Source organism: Chitinophaga hostae (assembly GCF_018224885.1).
GTDB classification, from domain to species: Bacteria; Bacteroidota; Bacteroidia; order Chitinophagales; family Chitinophagaceae; genus Chitinophaga; species Chitinophaga hostae.
Genome location: NZ_JAGTXB010000011.1, coordinates 67920 through 84564 on the forward strand (window position 1 = coordinate 67920; position 16645 = coordinate 84564).

Genomic DNA, 16645 nt, shown 5'->3' on the forward strand with positions numbered 1-16645 from the left:
AATTTTCATTTACCGGGTTCAAAAAGCATGTTTGTTTCATACCAGTTCATCCCTTCCTCTTTATGCACCGGTATCAGTGTAAACATCAGTTTGGGCGGCAGTTGCCAGTCTTTCAGTGGATCAAAACGATCTACCGGCAGTTTCACCAGCACGCTGTTCCAGCCTTTCCTAACGGACACCAGGGCAGGTGGCCGGTAGGAGAAACCTTCATCAATCAGCGGATCCTCCAACCGGCCCACTTCCCTACCCGGAAACGCCCATGCCGGTGGCGGTAGCAGCGTTTCATTCAGCCATATCCTGCTTTTCATATAATCCCACTCCCCTGCAGGTGGCGTAGCATCAGCACCCGACCTGGAGAGATCTTTTAACTCGGTAAACATAGTCATGGTAGTATCGCTGTTACTCCAGAACCGGGTAAAAGCGTACCAGGTGGTACGCTCCCCTGGCGCCGGCAACCAGGCTTTCACACTGTCCACTCCGCCGGGGCCATGGGTATGCCATAGCCAGATGGTGCCACCGGTGGCGCGGATGCTGCCTATAGAATCCTGCAGGGAAGCAACTGCGGTCTCCGGCCAGAAACGGGTATCGAGTGCGCCGTTGTTTTCAAACGGGCCAAACAGCTTCCAGTGGATGTTGGTTTGTTTTACATATTGAAATGGCAACGTTGAAAAATAACGACGCTTATGATCGATCAGCCGTTTTTCAAACCGGGCAAAATCTTTTGCCCTTGCGGAGCTGTCGTTGCCCAGGAAAAAAACAACGCCCTCATTCCCACCTCCCCGCCAGCTGCGTTCCGCAAAGGCGAGCATAGACGGGTATACCGCTGTCATCTGCAGCAGATCGGTTTCCCTGGCCACCCTGCGATCGCTCCACAAACAAATTTCTCCTCCAAGCAGATGTGCATTACCTTTTTCTTCACTACCTATTTGCCGGTTAAAAATGGTGACCACGCTATTGAGCGGATCATAGTCACTCAGGTAGAGGAAACGGGAATCAATATACTTTACCTGTTGGCCGGCCAGCGGTTCTTTCTTCCACAATTGCCGGATGGTGCTGCCTGTGCCAACCCCGCCCGGCGCCCAGGTGATCACTTCCATATGATGTTGCCGGATCGCAGCTGATACATCGGGCAACAGCTGTTTATTGGTAATCTCTACCTCATCCGCACCGATATGTAAAAACGGGAGATCATACGTGCTGCATACTTCGTTGATAATATCCAATACTATCCGGCTACCTTTCGGGCTTTGCATATCCTCGCCAGTAGCCCTTTTAAATGCGCTGCTATGACCGGGAATATCCAGCTCCGGTACCAGCGTGATATACCGCGCTTTACAATATTGAATAAGATCTTTCATCTCTGCAATACGGTAGTATTGCCCTTTGTTCCGGGCCATATGCTCCGGCGCAGTGAGCGCGGGATAGCGCTGTACCTGGAGGCGCCAGGCCACATCTTCTGTTAAATGGAAATGAAAGATGTTGAGCTTATAGCGGCTCATGATATCTATCTGTTGTTTCAGCTGTATGAGCGACTGGTAGTTACGTCCAACATCTACCATATATCCGCGCCAGGCATAAGCGGGATAATCCAGCACATTACAACCCGCCACCCATGATCCGTTTATCAACTGATACAGCGTTTGCAGCCCGTTAAAAATACCATGCGGCGTATTGGCGACAATAAGTACCTGTTTCGCGGTAACCTGCAGTTGATAGGCTTCTTCCGGCAAATAAGATGCAGGTACTTTTCCCAGCTTCAACACGATGGCGTTAGTGGCAACGGCTTGTTGCCGGATGTTGGTATTAAAACCTTTTGCTGTTAACATCTCTCTTAAACCCTGTGCTTCTTTTTGCAATATGCTATCAGTCACCACAATCGTTTTGCAGCGATCCAGCAAAAAACGGCTGTCGCTCCACTTTACGGTTCGTGGCAGGGGAATGAGCGAGGGCTGCCGGGCATACAACGGCGCATTTACTGACAACAGCCAAACGATCATCGTTATTAACCATCTTTTGTTCCTTCTGTAACAGATTAACAGCATAAACTTGTTTTAGTATCACCTCAGAAGCCATAGGCACTGATATCTCCCAGCACGATATAAGACTGAGGGCCTGTGAGGCCAATGAATTTGAAGTATCTCGCCTTCGGATGGGCGGGTATATCATAAGACTGCCCATCGTTGATAGTCCGGTTAAAATTGAAGACGCCGGCATCTGTCCAACTAATATTATCGATGCTGGTCAGCAACTGAAATGTATCACAGGCGCGGTCGTCGTCGGTTTTCCGGTACAGCGTAAACGAAGTGATCATATGTTGCACGCCCATGTCTACCACGAAGAAATGCGGGTAGGAAGAGTTACCCACCCATGCATGCCAGCGCGTACCGGGTTTTCCATCGATCACATTGGTTACGAGGTTTTCATCACCGGGATGCTGACTGGAGAAAGCGATGATCTGCCAGTTTGTTGGACTGAATAAAAAAGGCTTGCTGGTAGCATAGCTCGTATAAAAAGTATCTATGCTTAACGAATCAGGCAGAAACAGGGTCCGATACTGGCAGGTGGTGCCTGGTTTCATGTCTGTGATACCGGAGGTAGCGGCACTGGCCGGAAACCGCAGTACCCGTTCATTTCCTGACAGGCTGGTATATTTCACTTCGGTGGCATATGCCCCATTGGAAATATCCGCGCCGCCCCATTTCAGCGATACTGAATCTGTATACAATATGCTTTCGTCTACCGGGCGGCTTAATAAGCTGGACTGATATACATCTCCATAACTGGCGCCAAATAACTCCACCGGCACGGACGTATGCCCTTTTCCATCAAAAGTTTTGATGACGAAAGAATAACTCTTTTCCGGTAAATTATTAATCATATACGTGATGGTATCTCCTTTGGGTGGAATGGGCACATCGGCAGAATCTGTAAAATTATTCCAGTAAATTCTGGCGGCAGCGAGATTTGGGTCTGAACCCCGCAGCCAGGAAATTTTAGCCCTGTTCCGGCCGGCATGTACCACCGGCATATTGGCTTTCCCGGTATAAACAATCCCATCCGGCACTACAAACTGTTTGTAGGTGCTGTCCATTTTCTTACAGGCCCACAGGAAAACAATCAGTACAAAAAGATAAAATATATTCCGCATTTTTTTCTTTTTAAAATTTCAAAAAATATCAGGGAGCTTCCTGCCCCCACAGGTCCAGCTCTGCTATTACTATCTGTCCGGACATGCTGTAAGTTTCCAGCGTTTTAAAACGGATAAACCGCACCGCCGGCAACAGGCGGTCAAAGGAAAAATCTTCTCCCTTAAACCAGGCGTAATCGAGATCTTCCGCGCTCGTTTGTCCTAATGGCAAACCGGATGGTTTGAATGAGTTAAAAGAACCCAACAACTCCCAATGATCCCAGCTGCCATCAGGACTTGGATCATTCGATCCCCAGAGTTCAAATTTCTTCACCGCGGAACCTGCATAGAAGTGACCCGATGAGATCTGGTGCTCCACGATACGGCTCAGCACCACTTTCTTCCCCAGGTCCAGCGTAAACCACTGGGGCAGTATAGAAGAATTGGTGGAAGCGAATATGCTGCCATATCCCTGGATATTATTATCCCACAAATGCTCAATGGTGTAGGCCTCTGCCGGTACCCAGGTATCGGTAGGAAGGCGCAGCGCCGACCAGGTATTTTTAGGTATCGGTGCTTCGTAAATCGGTTTCAGTGTTTTGATCAATGTGTCAGATTTATTACTCCACCGGTCCCTCACGAATACGGCAAACTTTCTTACCGTAATGTCAAACCCGCGTACGGAGTAGTTCCCCAGGGGAGCGCCGGTATAAAAAGTATTGACGGTAGTCCAGGTGTTTTGCCCGGTAGAGTCGAGCATAACCGTAATGGACAGATTATCTTTCGCGTCATTTTTAAAAGCGATCTGCACGCCGCCAAAGGTAGCCTCCATGGTAATGGAAGCGAAGGTGGACTGAACCGGGGGCCGCAGCGGCTGTACTTTAACCGCTACCGGGGAAGATGCTTTTTCATTTTTGCCCACGCTGAATAGCTGTACATTATGCACCAGCGTATCACCAAATCCTACCAGGCGGATGGTATCGGTATAGTAAGACGCTTTGGCTTCGCGGAAAACTCCTTCGCGTATTTCGTAAACCGCTTTCACATAAGAGAGGTTGGGATCTGCGGGTATTTTATAGGTCAGCAGTGCGCCTCCCGGGTTGGCCATTACTTTCACCTCGCTGATGGGCGCGGGCGCCGGGGTGTTGCCATCGGTATAGTCGATCCGGCCTTCCTTTTTGCAGGCGGTTGTTATTAATATGACTGCTATGATATAAAGTAGTTTTTTCATGCTTGTTATTTTTATGCCCGATGATTACCAACCGAGGTTTTGCACCAGGCTTCTGTCGGTGGAGAGGGTACCTTCACTGATAGGCCAGAAATAATTTTTCAGTCCGAATGCCTGGTTAAAGATTGTTTTTGGACGGTAGTAAGCCGATGCTGTTTCCTGTATCAGATCCCATCCTTTAACCGGCCTGTTTAGCACTGTTTGCGCTTCTTTCCACCGACGGAGGTCCCAGAACCGTTGTCCTTCGAAGGCCAGTTCAATCAGCGTTTCCTGGTGAATGATATCCCTCATTCCTTTGGGGCTGGTATATTTAGCGGGATTGTTGGAATAAGTGCTCCAGGAAGATTCCACGGATTTCAGTCCTGCCTGTTCGCGTACGAGGTTTACGTAGTTGTACACTTCTGCTCCCGGACCTTCTGATTCATTTAATGCTTCCGCGTATAGCAGGTATAAACCTGCGAGGCGCATGATGGGCCATGGATAATAGGTAACGGAGTAATCGTTGCCGGTGCCTATCACATTCTGATAGTGTACGGCTTTTTTCAGGTAGTACCCGGTGATGGTGCCAAAATCCGGTTTACCAAAGCCATTCCGCTGCCTGTATTTTGCTTCGAGGTAAAACAGGTCCTGGTATTTTTTATCATCGTAACGTCCTTGTCCATACCAGATACCACCATCAAAACCCAGGTCCGCATAAAATCTTGGCTCGCGGTTAAAGTTCAAACTGGCGGTGGTATAATCTTTCCGCAGATACAGCTTATCTTTTTCACCCGCTACTTTCAGGGAATATCGGTTATTATAATCCCATGTTTTATCTTCCGTGATGGGCACGCCGTTGCTGGAATAAAATAATTCCACCATGTGCAATGGCGGCGATAGCTGGCCATGGGTAATGGTGATATCCCTGTTCTGCGGATCAATATAGGAGGTGATCAATTGCTGAAAGCCGATGGAATTGGTTTGCGTATTCGCCCAGATAATGCCGCTGTTCCATCTTTCGCAAAAACTATTCCTGATACTTAGCTGGGTCATGATGGTATCAGAAAGATTGAACTGCTGGAAATCCGGGCGGTACTTATACAATTTCATGCCTGCCTGGTGACAGGCTGCTATGGCGGCTTTACAGGCGGCGGTAGCAGAATCCCATTTTACTTTGGAGAAGGTAGTATTAAACAGCGGTGTACCATCGCGGTTTTTAAGTCCGGCTTGATCCGTGTTACCATTGAACAATGGGCTGGCAGCGTATACCATTACCCTGGCCTTTACCGCCAGTGCGATGGGTTGTGTAACACGGCCCAGCTCATTGGTGGGATCAATGATGGTGGGCGGCAGGTTGCCGGTGGCGCCATTGATCAGCTGGAGGATGTAGTTAAAACAGGAATCCACCGGTGCGCGCAACAGGTTTGTTTCGCTGCCATCGGCATTGACCGGTAAATTCGTTTTCACGAGTGGTATTGGCCCGTACATCATCACCAGGTAAAAGTTGTAATAGCCTTTCAGGAATTCCACTTCTGCTACCCACCTCCTTCTTTCTCTTTCTTCCAGATCCGGTACTTTGCCAATATTTTCCAGGAAGATGTTGCAATCGCGGATAGCCCTGAAGTAAAACGACCACCTGTCGCCCAGTGGGGACACTACATTCTGGTATCCCTGGGCCATACTAAAAAAACCGGATTCCTTGGCGAAGCGCCAAAGCTCATCACCGCCTACTATTGCCGGATCATCATCGAGGGTGCCATTTTTAGGCAGGTAGGAATAACAGGTAAACAAATATTTCTTTGCTTCAATGCGGGTTGTGAAGGCATTATCGAGGGTGGCTACATTGTCCGGCACTACGTCCAGGAATTTTGCGCAGGAGTTACATGCCAGTAAAACAAGCAGCATGAAAATCTTTAGTATGCTATTATCTTTCATCATTCTTTTTGTTTTGTGTTAATTAAAGCCCAGGTTCAGTCCAATATTAAACACCCGTTGCACCGGGTATCCGAGGCCGTTTCCGCCCATTTCCACATCCCATAAATTAAACTTACTGAACGATAATAAATTGGTGGCATTGAGATAAAACCGGCAGGTAGAAGTCCGCATTTTCTTCTGCCATCTTGCCGGCAAAGTATAGCCGATTTCAACCTGTTTTAAGCGCAGGAAAGCGCCATCGCGCATAAACCAGGTGCTGGTTTGTGCATTGTTCTGATTTACGGTGGGACTTAACCGTGGCCAGAGCGCGTGTACATTCTGATTGTCTTCCGACCAATGATCATCCGCATAGGCTTTCAGCAGCTGGTTTTGCAGCTTACCCGATATTATTTCCCCCGGGTAGGTATAGGAAGCAAATGGCGAAGTGGCGGAAGGGTCTATCCAGAATGATTCATTTTCCATTCCCTGGAAGAAGGCAGAAATATCCAGGTTTTTATAACCCATAGAAAAGCCAAAGCCGTACACGATTTCAGGCACCGTAGGATTACCGATGGGTACTTTATCGGCTTCGGTGATTTGTCCGTCCCTGTTTACATCGAGGTATTTGATATCGCCGCCGCCGTACTGGCCAAAGTTCTGTTTGGGAGAATTGGCGGCTTCCTTATCGTCTACAAATAGTTTTTCCGCAATATATCCGAAGGTTTGATTGATGGAATAACCGGTATGGTAGCGATACCATTCGTTGTACTTTGGTTCTTCATAATTTTCGTATTTGCTGCTGGCGTAGGTAAAATTTGCCATAGCAGATGCCCAGAAATCATTTTTAAAGAACTGTTTGTAATCCATAGAAATATCCACGCCTTTGGCGGAAGCGATGCCTACATTGGCTCTTATGGGAGCGGCAAAACCTGCGGCTTCCGGGATGGCGGCGCGGGTCATCAGGATATGATCGCGGTATTGAGAAAAATATTCCGCTGTAATATTCAGCTTATTAAACAGTCCCAGTTCCAGTGCAATATTCTTTTGTTTGGAAGTTTCCCAGGTAATATCCTGGTTAGCATACCGGGAGATGGATATGCCGTTCAGGCTGTATAAAGTTCCCGGATCACGCCCAAAGGTGGCCTGCCGGTTTTGATCATTCATGTTTACATTCGACAGGTAAAAGAAGCGGTCCTGTGGCGACCCGATGGCGTCGTTACCGATAATGCCGTAAGTAGCGCGGAGCCTGGCATTGGACACCACTAATTTGATCGGGTCAAAGAATTTTTCATTGGAGAGCGTCCAGGCGATACCTACAGACGGGAAGAAGCCGAAGCGATGGTTTTTATCGAAACGTTCGGACCCGTTATAGCCAAAATTGATTTCTGCATAGTAGCGTTTATCGTAATCGTAGGTAGCCCTGCCTGACAGTCCCAGGTTCCTGAAAGGGAGCGACTGCTGCAGGTCGCCGGCGTTGGCATTCAAACGGTTCTGTGCCATAAATACCAGCATTCCGCTAACACCGCTTTTATCGAAAGTGCGGTCGTAGTTTAAGCGCGATTCCAGGTAAAACGAGGTGCTGATCGTTTTATCACCTTCCCGGTAGCCCAGGTATTCCGTGCCGTCGTTAGGGTTGGTATTGGTGATAAAATAGGTATTGGTTAACTTATCATAGGCATCCATATCGTACCAGAAAGGATTATAAAACCTGCTGACATCAAAATAGGAAGTCCGGTTGGTATTGACCATACCACTGGCCACCAGTCCGGGTGTAATCGCTTTCAGGTTTTGTTTCAGCTCTATCTGCGCCAGCATGAGGGACCTGGAATAATCTTTATATCCTTTTACCATATCGGCATAGGGATTTATGTATTGCCCTTCTTCGTAGTTGCCGAACATGATATGTTTTACAAACCGGTGCGCTTCGTCTGCCGGGTAATAGGCCGGGAACAGTACGGGATTTGCCCGCATCACCTTTTGGTACATGCTGGCGCCGCCATCGAGGGGACCGCTGTAGTCATCAAAACTACCACTTAAGCGTACTACCATTTCCGTAGTATTTGTTAAGTTGACATTTACATTGGAGCGAAGACTATAACTGTTTAAACGGATATTGTTATTGAAGTTATTTCGCCGGTCTACCTTCATCAGGCCATTGTCGCGGTTGTAGGCGCCGGATACATAATACCTGGCAACACCGCCACCGCCGCTGATGCTGAGGTTTAGGCGCTGATTCATGGTATTATCTTTAAACAGTTGTTTGCGCCAGTCGTTCGCCGGATAGGCGGTGGGGTTAGTACCTGCGATGGTGTTATCTATTTTCTGATCGCTGTAGGGCAATGCGCCGAGCGGGTCGCGGGTGAGTACTGCTTCGTTGGCCAGCTTCATATAGGTAACCGGGTCGGCCAGCTCTATATTTTTGGTGGGGGCCGATAAGGAGTTTTCTATCCTGAACGAGAGATGCGCCTTGCCTACGGCGCCCGATTTGGTAGTAACGAGTATTACGCCGTTAGCGGCTCTTGAGCCGTACAGGGCTGTGGCGCTGGCATCTTTCAAAATAGAAAAACTGGCGATATCATCCACCTGCAGGCGGGCAAGATCAGTAGTGGTGAGTTCCACGCCATCGATCAGGATCAGCGGATCTTTTTTGTATCCGAAGGTGGTAACACCTCGGATAAAGAACTGCGCATTATCCTGGCCGGGTTCTCCGCTGCGCTGAAATGCAATGACACCGGCAGCGCGGCCGGCCAGCGCCGTAGTGAGATTGCTGGAAGGGACTTTAAGATCCGAAGGGCGGATGGTGGTAACAGATCCCACCATATCACTTTTTTTCTTGGTACCAAAGGCCACCACCACTACGTCTTTCAGCTGACTGGAGATAGATTGCAGGCTGATGTTGATGGTTTGCTGGTTACCTACTTTTACGCGCTTTTCTATAAAGCCGATATAGCGGAATACCAGGGAGTCGCCCGCTTTCGCCTCGAGAAAATACTTTCCTTTTTCATTGGTAGTGGCGCCTTTATTGGAGCCTTTTACCTGCACCGTTACACCCGGGATAAGGGAGTTATCGTCGGCAGATACAACGACCCCGGAGATGAAAATGGGTTGTTGCGCCGATAACAGGGTGCAGCACAACAACATGACAGGCACGAGAAAAAGTCGTTTGTTGCATAGTCTATGCAGGAGTGGTGAAAGAAAATAACGTGTTTTCCAGTACGTAGAATTTTTCATAGCGCAGCGCTAATTACAATTTGATGAGATGGATAAATGTGGTGCTACTGTTTCGAAGATACCGGGCTGTTGAAGCGTTTGTGGATTTCAGTTGATCTTATTATAAAAATATCCGGCATCCGATCCATCTGCTGCCGGAATAGCTGATCACCGGCGGTTCCGGTCATAGGGAAGCCACCTGCTGTCAACATCGACGACAAGATGTAGAAATACCTGATTTGCTAATGTGGAAGTGGTATTACACGATCATTTCACCGCATACCAATTGCGTGTAAATCTTTCGCTACATTTTTGGTTGTACTAAAAACGTGAAACTGAAACAGTCCGTACAGCATAGCGTCGTAGCTGAAGCAACAAAGGAAACTCGGGGATCTCTGCAATACTATTTCCCTTTATTGCTGCAACTATGATTGTTCACTGTATAATCTTCGGCTTTTCAGATACTTTCTTCTCAGAAAGTGATAGCAAATTAAAAAACAAATTTGTTTCCGGCATCCTGCCCCATCCTGTTCCGGCAGGTACCTCGTGTTTGGGGCAGTTTTCATATCCGGACGACTATCTCATTTTTTAACTAATATTATTTCTCATTAATGAAGTCACTTATTTCAGTCAATACGGTGGCCAGTTTAGCGGGTTGCGACAAAAACGGTGAATGCCCGCTGCTGAGTGTATATATTTTATCACAGGAAGAGAGCGTCTGCATATGCCGTTGACTGCTGATCCCCAGGGCGTTATCGTTCAGCGTCTCAATATAAAACCGGGGTATCGGCTGCGGGGATACCATATTCTTTTGACCCGGCTTTTTGTTGCCCATGGGCACAACCGGCTCCGGGCTTAGTCTGTCAATCGCCCATTGTGCTATCGCATCTTCACAATCTGCATAAAACAACTGCTTTGCCTTCTTTTTATCGACTGATATTGTGCCATTGCTTTCATCCGTTATTAACGAAGATGACATCAGTGATACCGTATCATTCCGCATAATTTCCGGTGGAGACATCCCTTCCGGTAAGAGGAATGCTGACAAATAGATCAGGCCTTTTATTTTGCCGGGATATTTTTTCGCCAGTTCAGTAATCACCATTCCACCGGAGCTATGACCAAGCAACATGACCGGCCGCTCCTGCTTTTCGAGCAGGGCGCCAATGTTATCTGTATAATGATACAATTCCTTCCCTTGCCCAGTATGATCGGGAGTGATCACCCTGAAGCCCTTCTTCTCCATTAGCGGTTTTAGCTTATCCCAACACCAGGCTCCATGAAAGCCGCCGTGTACCAATACAAATGTATCTTTGGGTCGTTGCTTCATGATGTTACAGGATTCGTTCAGCATGAGCAATAGCGTGGCGAGTGCCGGGAGCATTAAATTCCTGATGCTATCATTGTACATCTTGTCAGTTTACTTTTATCAATCAGTAATATCTCCTGCAAAAATACCTGCCATCTGCTATCGATAATTGTAAGTTTCCGACAATGACCAGTGGTTACAGGATGATGTTTGCCACCGTTGTATGTAACCGGCTTTGCAATAGCCCGGGAGTCAAACCGGAAAGGTCTTTCACCTGCCTGATGAAATGCGCCTGGTCAAAATAATTTAACCGGTAGGCGATGTCCGATAGTTTATCGAACGACCGGTCAGCCATCATCCCGATAGCGGCCTTGAAACGGGCTGTTTTGATATAGTGTCTGGGTGTAACGCCTATGGCCGACAAAAACCTTCTCTCCAATTGTCTTTCTGAAAGGCGGTAGCAATCGCATAGCTCCTTAACAGTTATTGTTGCCACGCCTGTTTTTATGTACCGGATACAATGCCGTATCAGGGCATCCTGGTTGCTTACATCAGCCATCCCTGCCAGGTAATGTGATAGCACTTTTATAATATCCGGTATGGTTTTTTTTGATGAAATAATTTCGGTAAAAGGCATCCGCAGAAATTCATCCAAGCGAATTCTTTGATTGGTTAATTCGTGGGCATTGATGCCAAATAACTCTTTTATGGCCCATGGCTGGAAAAGTACCCCTATTGCGAGAAACGAGGGATTGTCTGTATTTTTTGTGGGTGAAGTTGTTTGTCCATATAGCATGGATCTCCTTGGATAAAACTCCTGCCTGCCTGTTGAAAATTCGATCACTGCTCCCGGGGAGTCATCTACGAATGTCCGCACCGGCAATTCAACGGTAGTTTTACGCGCTACCTCCAATGTCCAGAAGTACCGGATATAAGAACTTAATGTTGCTCCTGGCGCTATGATTTCATGTTTAACCAAGCAAATATTTTTGTTTACCCGCATGCCCCGGGATCTCTCAATATAGGGTATTTCAGGAACAGCTTCCCGCTTAATCACAAATGGCAGCAGCTGCTATTATTCCTTTTTCCTCCTTTTGACTACAACAAAGCGTGCTTTGGTTACACCCGTTTTCTGTTTGTGGTGGACTTTTGCATCAACAGAAAAACAATATATGAACATCGTACTTACAGGCTCGTTAGGGCATATTGGGAAACCGCTCACACAAGAGCTGGTAAAAAAAGGACATTCGGTTACCGTTATCAGCAGCAACGCCGAAAGACAAAAAGATATCGAGGCTTTAGGTGCAAAGGCTGCCATTGGCACTATGCAGGACGCTCACTTTTTATCGGCTGCTTTCCGGGGAGCAGATATCGTGTATTTAATGGAAACGCTCGATGCCGTTGGCGGCTTCTTTAACAAAGATCTTGATTTCATCGGCACTATCACGGAGATCGGGTACAACTACAAACAGGCCATCGAAGCCTCGGGCGTGAAACAGGTGGTACATCTCAGCAGCGTGGGTGCGCATATGGACAAAGGCAACGGTATTCTTGCTTTCCATTACAATGTAGAGCAGATTTTGAAGCAACTGCCGGAAGATGTATCCATTAAATTTATCCGTCCGGTAGGATTCTACACTAATTTCTTCGCGTTTATGCGCAGCATCAAAGGTCAGGGCGCTATTGCGGAGAACTACGGCGGCGATAAAAAACATCCCTGGGTTTCACCGGTAGATATTGCAACCGTCATTGCCGAAGAAATTTCGACACCTTTTGAGGGAAGAAAAATCCGTTACGTAGCCAGCGATGAAGTATCACCGAATGAGATCGCCTCTTTGCTGGGCGCCGCTATCGGCAAACCTGACTTAAAATGGTCGGTGATTCCCGACGATGAATTACTGGATAACTGGCTGGCAATCGGGATGAACGCCCAGGTAGCACAAGGCTTTGCAGAAATGCAGGCTGCCATGCATTCCGGTGTTTTGTATGAAGATTTTTACCGGAACAAACCGGTATTAGGCGAGGTCAGATTTACTGAGTTTGTAAAGGAATTTGCCGCAGTTTATCATCAACAGTAAAATAGTTACCTTCACCCTGGAAACAAACCTGTTGAGGAATCATATGCATCTGCACACCTGGTTCCTCAACAGATTTAAAACACTATGGCAGATATAACACCACACCGAATTAAAACGATCAGCGAATTTCATCAGCTCCGGGGTTTGCCGAAGCCGGAACATCCACTCATCAGCGTGGTGGATTATGCTGCTATCAAACATAGGCCAGGAGCCAAGTCCAGCTGTATATTTGACTTCTATTCCATCTCGATAAAACGCGGGATAGGCGGAAAAATGCTGTATGGACAACAGCAATATGATTTTGATGAAGGAGTGATGTTTTTCATGGCGCCCAACCAGGTTTTCAGGATTGAAACGGATGCAAAAACAACAGAAGAACGTTCCGGATGGATGCTGCTGGTTCATCCCGATTTTTTGTGGAATACTTCCCTGGCAAAGACTATCAGGCAGTATAAATATTTTGACTATTCGGTCAGCGAGGCATTATTTCTTTCCGAAAAAGAGGAACTCACGCTTAACAATGTTATTGAAAACATCCGGCAGGAATATCATTCCAACATTGATAAATTCAGCCAGCAAATCATCATTTCGCAGATAGAAACACTGTTGAACTACTCGGAGAGATATTATCACCGCCAGTTCATCACCAGGAAAATTTCCAATCATAAAATCCTCGATCAGCTGGAAGATTTGCTGACAGCTGCTTTCAACAGCGACGACCTGGTAAAAAACGGATTACCCACTGTGCAGCATATTGCCGGCGCACTAAACCTGTCGCCTAAATATTTAAGCAGCCTGTTAAAGGTATTAACCGGGCAAACTGTTCAGCAACAGATTCATGATAAACTGATTGAAAAAGCCAAGGAGAAATTATCTGTTACAACGTTATCTGTCAGTGAGATTGCTTATGAATTAGGGTTTGAGCACTCCCAGTCTTTCAGTAAGTTATTTAAAAGTAAAACCAGTCTTTCGCCGTTGGAGTTCCGGAGGTCGTTTAATTGATAGTTGCCTATAATAGCTTACTTTTAGCACAACCCAATTCCATACCATGAAAAAAATTGTTTTTTTATTGGTTTTATTCCTTGCCTGCAGCCTTTATTCCGTTGCGCAAAATACCAGGGAAGCTATCATGTACATTGTTGACTCTATCCCGGTAATAGAGGACCCTGAAGAAGATAACCAGGTTATAGAAGCAGACGTAGCTGATATTACCGTTATTAAAAACAGGGACTCCCTGAATGCCCTGGGCTACGATAAATTTGCCGGAGCCATTTTCATTTTTACAAAAGCCTATCGTACCCGGTCTGACGACACGAAAAATATTCCGTCTCTAAAACAAATGGAAAGAAAGAATGGAGTATGGTATTTCCACGGTAATCTTTACAGCGGCAAGTTCATAGACTATTATTATAGCGGACGAAAACAACATGAGGGAGCTTTTCAAAACGGGAAAGCAGAAGGGCTTCTAACGAAATATTACTCAAATGGCCTGGTATCAGCAGAAAATTATTATGTCAACGGAATCCAAAATGGTACCGAAAAAGAATACTACGAAAATGGAGTACTAAAACAGAAAGGAGAATTTGTAAACGGAAAAGAAACCGGCGTTTGGGAAATGTATTTTCCTAACGGACAGGTAAGACAACGGAGTTCTTTCAGGGATGGAACAATGGATGGTGAAACAACCGTCTACTATTCCACCGGTCAGGTACGGGCGGTTGAGATCGCAAAAAACGGGACCATCACGGCTGATAAACGCCTGGAGAAGATAGAGCAAATGATGACCAAGGGGCATGCTTCCTATAAGGAAGGCGACTATAAAGCGGCCATCAAAAATTATTCAAAAGCCATAGATCTTGATAGTACCTATGCCGAGGCTTATTTTGCGAGGGGTACTATGAAGTTAAACAACTTCCTGTTTGACGAAGCTATCCTTGACTTCAACAAGGCCCTGGTATTTGAACCCTATTTTGAAAGAGCCTTGTCCAACAGGGCTTTTGCGCGAATAAGGAAATACCAGTTGGGCAGCGGCAGAAAATTGTCCGGAAATAGGGACGTAACTGTTATAGCATCCAAGGATGTCCCGGATATCCCTGCAAACGAACGGGTGATTATCTGTGCTGATTTAAAACAAGCTATATTTTTGGGCGACAACGGTAAAATGATCCTGGATGCCAGGCGGGAGTTTTGTGATGCAAAATAACCGCTGCCTAAGCCACCGTCCTGGTCCTGTACTTATTCCTGTATTCCACCGGCGTAGAACCGGTGATTCTTTTAAATACCGTCCTGAATGTTTTCAGGTCGTTATAACCCACACTATAAGTAATTGCTGCAATATTGGTTTCTCCGGATTCAAACGCTTTTTTTGCGGCTTCTACTTTTATGCGCTGAATAAATTCTATGGGGCTTAACGAGGTGGCGCTCTTGAACCGGCGGATAAAATTCCGTTTGCTCATATTTACTTCCCTGGCAATTTGCTCCACAGAAATATCTGATTCAAACTTCTTCTCAATATAACTTTGTGCTTTGTGTATGTCATCATCATTGTGTTGGCGGCGTCCTGAAAAGATGGTGAAAATATTTTGGGAGGTTCGGCCGTAGTCCAGCGCGTAGTATTTGCTCAGCTCTACTGCAATGTCTTTACCACAGTGTGTTTCTATAAAATACAGCAGCGCATTTAAAGCTGAAAACCCTCCCCCACCGGTTATAATAGCTTTGGAATGGGTAACCACATGTTCCGCCTTAAAATCGATTAAGGGATATCGTTGCTGCAGGTCTTCAATGGCGCCCCAGTGAGAGGTAGCCGGCATTCCATTTAACAGGCCGCATTCTGCCAGGAAATAAGTTCCGGTGCAGAGACTGATGATCTCCGCTTCTTTATCATATTTATCTTTTACCCAGCCGATGAGTTCCCGGTTTTTGCTGAGCAGGGAGTCGATACCTGCCGGATCGGTACCCATTGGCGGAATGATAACGATATCTGTGTCAAATTCATCAGCAAGCGTTTTGCTGCAGTCAAACCGTATAGGCATATTCAGCTGCACAGTTTTAAGCCGCACCCCCACCAGCTCTATCCGGAAAGGAGCTGGCAGGCCTTTCCTTACAACAGCCTCATTTGCGCTGGCCAGTAAAGCGGCTGTGGTGGAAACCGCCGTCGGTAACACCTCTTCGTATATTATAATTGAAATATGTTTCATTACCATTTGGGTATTGCTTAGTTAAAACTACACAAAAAAAATGGCACAAAATGCACTGTTCATTGTCACTTTAGCACAGTGATGACCTTTAGATGCCGTCATAATTTTGCTTCAGAAACCTTAAACAAACTGTTATGAAGACAATATTTGACAACACAACCAGGGAGGAATTGATTGGCAGAATTAATTCTCTCACTCCCAAAAGCACTCCACAGTGGGGCAAAATGAGTGTTTATCAAATGGCAAAGCATTGCACCATCTGGAACAACTGGATCCTGGGAAAGAAACAATATGACTATACACAGGGCTTACTGGGGTGGATTTTTGGTAAAATGGCATTAAAGGGAATGGTGAAAGATGACAGTCCAATGAAAAAAAATATGCCCGCAGGATCCGCCTTTTTTTCAAAAGAAAAGACCGGTGACGTAGAACGTGAAAAAAAGCTCTGGATGGAGCAGGTAGCTGAATATGCCCATTATTCGAACCCGGGTTTTGTACACGATTTCTTTGGCAAAATGAAAGTAGACGAAATCGGCATTCTTGCCTATAAGCATTTCGACCATCACCTGCGGCAGTTTAACGCGTAGCGGCAGCTTTATACGG

At 46.5% G+C, this 16645-nt stretch carries 12 protein-coding genes; 4 read left to right on the top strand and 8 right to left on the bottom strand.

Features of this window, described 5'->3' with window-relative positions; translation table 11 throughout:
- Positions 1–5 precede the first annotated feature (5 nt).
- The 7 genes from KE626_RS21330 to KE626_RS21360 all read right to left on the bottom strand — a co-directional run bounded on the left by KE626_RS21330 (position 6) and on the right by KE626_RS21360 (position 11746).
- Positions 6–2042 (bottom strand): beta-N-acetylhexosaminidase, encoded by a 2037-nt coding sequence (locus tag KE626_RS21330; protein WP_211974980.1) that lies wholly within the window; start codon positions 2040–2042, stop codon positions 6–8.
- Positions 2043–2062: 20 nt separating this feature from the next.
- Positions 2063–3148 (bottom strand): DUF4998 domain-containing protein, encoded by a 1086-nt coding sequence (locus tag KE626_RS21335; protein WP_211974983.1) that lies wholly within the window; start codon positions 3146–3148, stop codon positions 2063–2065.
- A 28-nt stretch (positions 3149–3176) separates the two neighbouring features.
- Positions 3177–4358 carry a DUF5000 domain-containing lipoprotein gene (locus KE626_RS21340; protein ID WP_211974985.1) on the bottom strand — a complete coding sequence of 394 codons (1182 nt, stop codon included), beginning with the start codon at positions 4356–4358 and terminating at the stop codon, positions 3177–3179.
- 24 nt (positions 4359–4382) lie between these two features.
- Complete coding sequence (locus tag KE626_RS21345; RefSeq protein WP_249207613.1) at positions 4383–6272, bottom strand: RagB/SusD family nutrient uptake outer membrane protein; 1890 nt, start codon at positions 6270–6272, stop codon at positions 4383–4385.
- Positions 6273–6287: 15 nt separating this feature from the next.
- Positions 6288–9479, bottom strand: a complete 3192-nt coding sequence (locus KE626_RS21350) for a SusC/RagA family TonB-linked outer membrane protein (protein WP_211974987.1) — start codon at positions 9477–9479, stop codon at positions 6288–6290.
- A gap of 577 nt (positions 9480–10056) precedes the next feature.
- Positions 10057–10869 (bottom strand): alpha/beta fold hydrolase, encoded by an 813-nt coding sequence (locus tag KE626_RS21355; RefSeq protein WP_211974989.1) that lies wholly within the window; start codon positions 10867–10869, stop codon positions 10057–10059.
- 94 nt (positions 10870–10963) lie between these two features.
- Entirely contained in the window at positions 10964–11746 is a 783-nt protein-coding gene (locus tag KE626_RS21360) for a helix-turn-helix domain-containing protein (RefSeq protein WP_211974991.1), read from the bottom strand.
- Between the two features lie 193 nt (positions 11747–11939).
- Here KE626_RS21360 and KE626_RS21365 point away from each other — a divergent pair, with 193 nt between their 5' ends.
- The 3 genes from KE626_RS21365 (at position 11940) to KE626_RS21375 (ending at position 15048) form a co-directional block, all read left to right on the top strand.
- Positions 11940–12845 carry an NmrA family NAD(P)-binding protein gene (locus KE626_RS21365; protein WP_211974994.1) on the top strand — a complete coding sequence of 302 codons (906 nt, stop codon included), beginning with the start codon at positions 11940–11942 and terminating at the stop codon, positions 12843–12845.
- A gap of 84 nt (positions 12846–12929) precedes the next feature.
- Complete coding sequence (locus KE626_RS21370; protein ID WP_211974995.1) at positions 12930–13847, top strand: helix-turn-helix domain-containing protein; 918 nt, start codon at positions 12930–12932, stop codon at positions 13845–13847.
- A 46-nt stretch (positions 13848–13893) separates the two neighbouring features.
- Positions 13894–15048, top strand: coding sequence for a tetratricopeptide repeat protein (locus KE626_RS21375; RefSeq protein WP_211974996.1), 1155 nt, complete (start codon positions 13894–13896; stop codon positions 15046–15048).
- Between the two features lie 7 nt (positions 15049–15055).
- On the opposite strand, the gene KE626_RS21380 is transcribed toward KE626_RS21375, so the two are convergent.
- A complete protein-coding gene (locus tag KE626_RS21380; RefSeq protein ID WP_211974998.1) occupies positions 15056–16042 on the bottom strand; it encodes a GlxA family transcriptional regulator in 987 nt (328 codons plus the stop codon).
- A gap of 134 nt (positions 16043–16176) precedes the next feature.
- On the opposite strand from KE626_RS21380, the gene KE626_RS21385 reads away from it, so the two are divergent.
- Positions 16177–16629 (top strand): DUF1569 domain-containing protein, encoded by a 453-nt coding sequence (locus tag KE626_RS21385; RefSeq protein ID WP_211975000.1) that lies wholly within the window; start codon positions 16177–16179, stop codon positions 16627–16629.
- The last annotated feature ends 16 nt before the right edge of the window (positions 16630–16645 follow it).

Coding starts and splice junctions, on each gene's coding strand:
- KE626_RS21370 (WP_211974995.1), top strand. CDS start 12,930: ATGGCAGATATAACACCACACCGAATTAAAACGATCAGCGAATTTCAT.
- KE626_RS21385 (WP_211975000.1), top strand. CDS start 16,177: ATGAAGACAATATTTGACAACACAACCAGGGAGGAATTGATTGGCAGA.
- KE626_RS21345 (WP_249207613.1), bottom strand. CDS start 6,272: ATGATGAAAGATAATAGCATACTAAAGATTTTCATGCTGCTTGTTTTA.
- KE626_RS21335 (WP_211974983.1), bottom strand. CDS start 3,148: ATGCGGAATATATTTTATCTTTTTGTACTGATTGTTTTCCTGTGGGCC.
- KE626_RS21340 (WP_211974985.1), bottom strand. CDS start 4,358: ATGAAAAAACTACTTTATATCATAGCAGTCATATTAATAACAACCGCC.
- KE626_RS21350 (WP_211974987.1), bottom strand. CDS start 9,479: ATGAAAAATTCTACGTACTGGAAAACACGTTATTTTCTTTCACCACTC.
- KE626_RS21380 (WP_211974998.1), bottom strand. CDS start 16,042: ATGAAACATATTTCAATTATAATATACGAAGAGGTGTTACCGACGGCG.
- KE626_RS21375 (WP_211974996.1), top strand. CDS start 13,894: ATGAAAAAAATTGTTTTTTTATTGGTTTTATTCCTTGCCTGCAGCCTT.
- KE626_RS21355 (WP_211974989.1), bottom strand. CDS start 10,869: ATGTACAATGATAGCATCAGGAATTTAATGCTCCCGGCACTCGCCACG.
- KE626_RS21365 (WP_211974994.1), top strand. CDS start 11,940: ATGAACATCGTACTTACAGGCTCGTTAGGGCATATTGGGAAACCGCTC.
- KE626_RS21330 (WP_211974980.1), bottom strand. CDS start 2,042: ATGCTGTTAATCTGTTACAGAAGGAACAAAAGATGGTTAATAACGATG.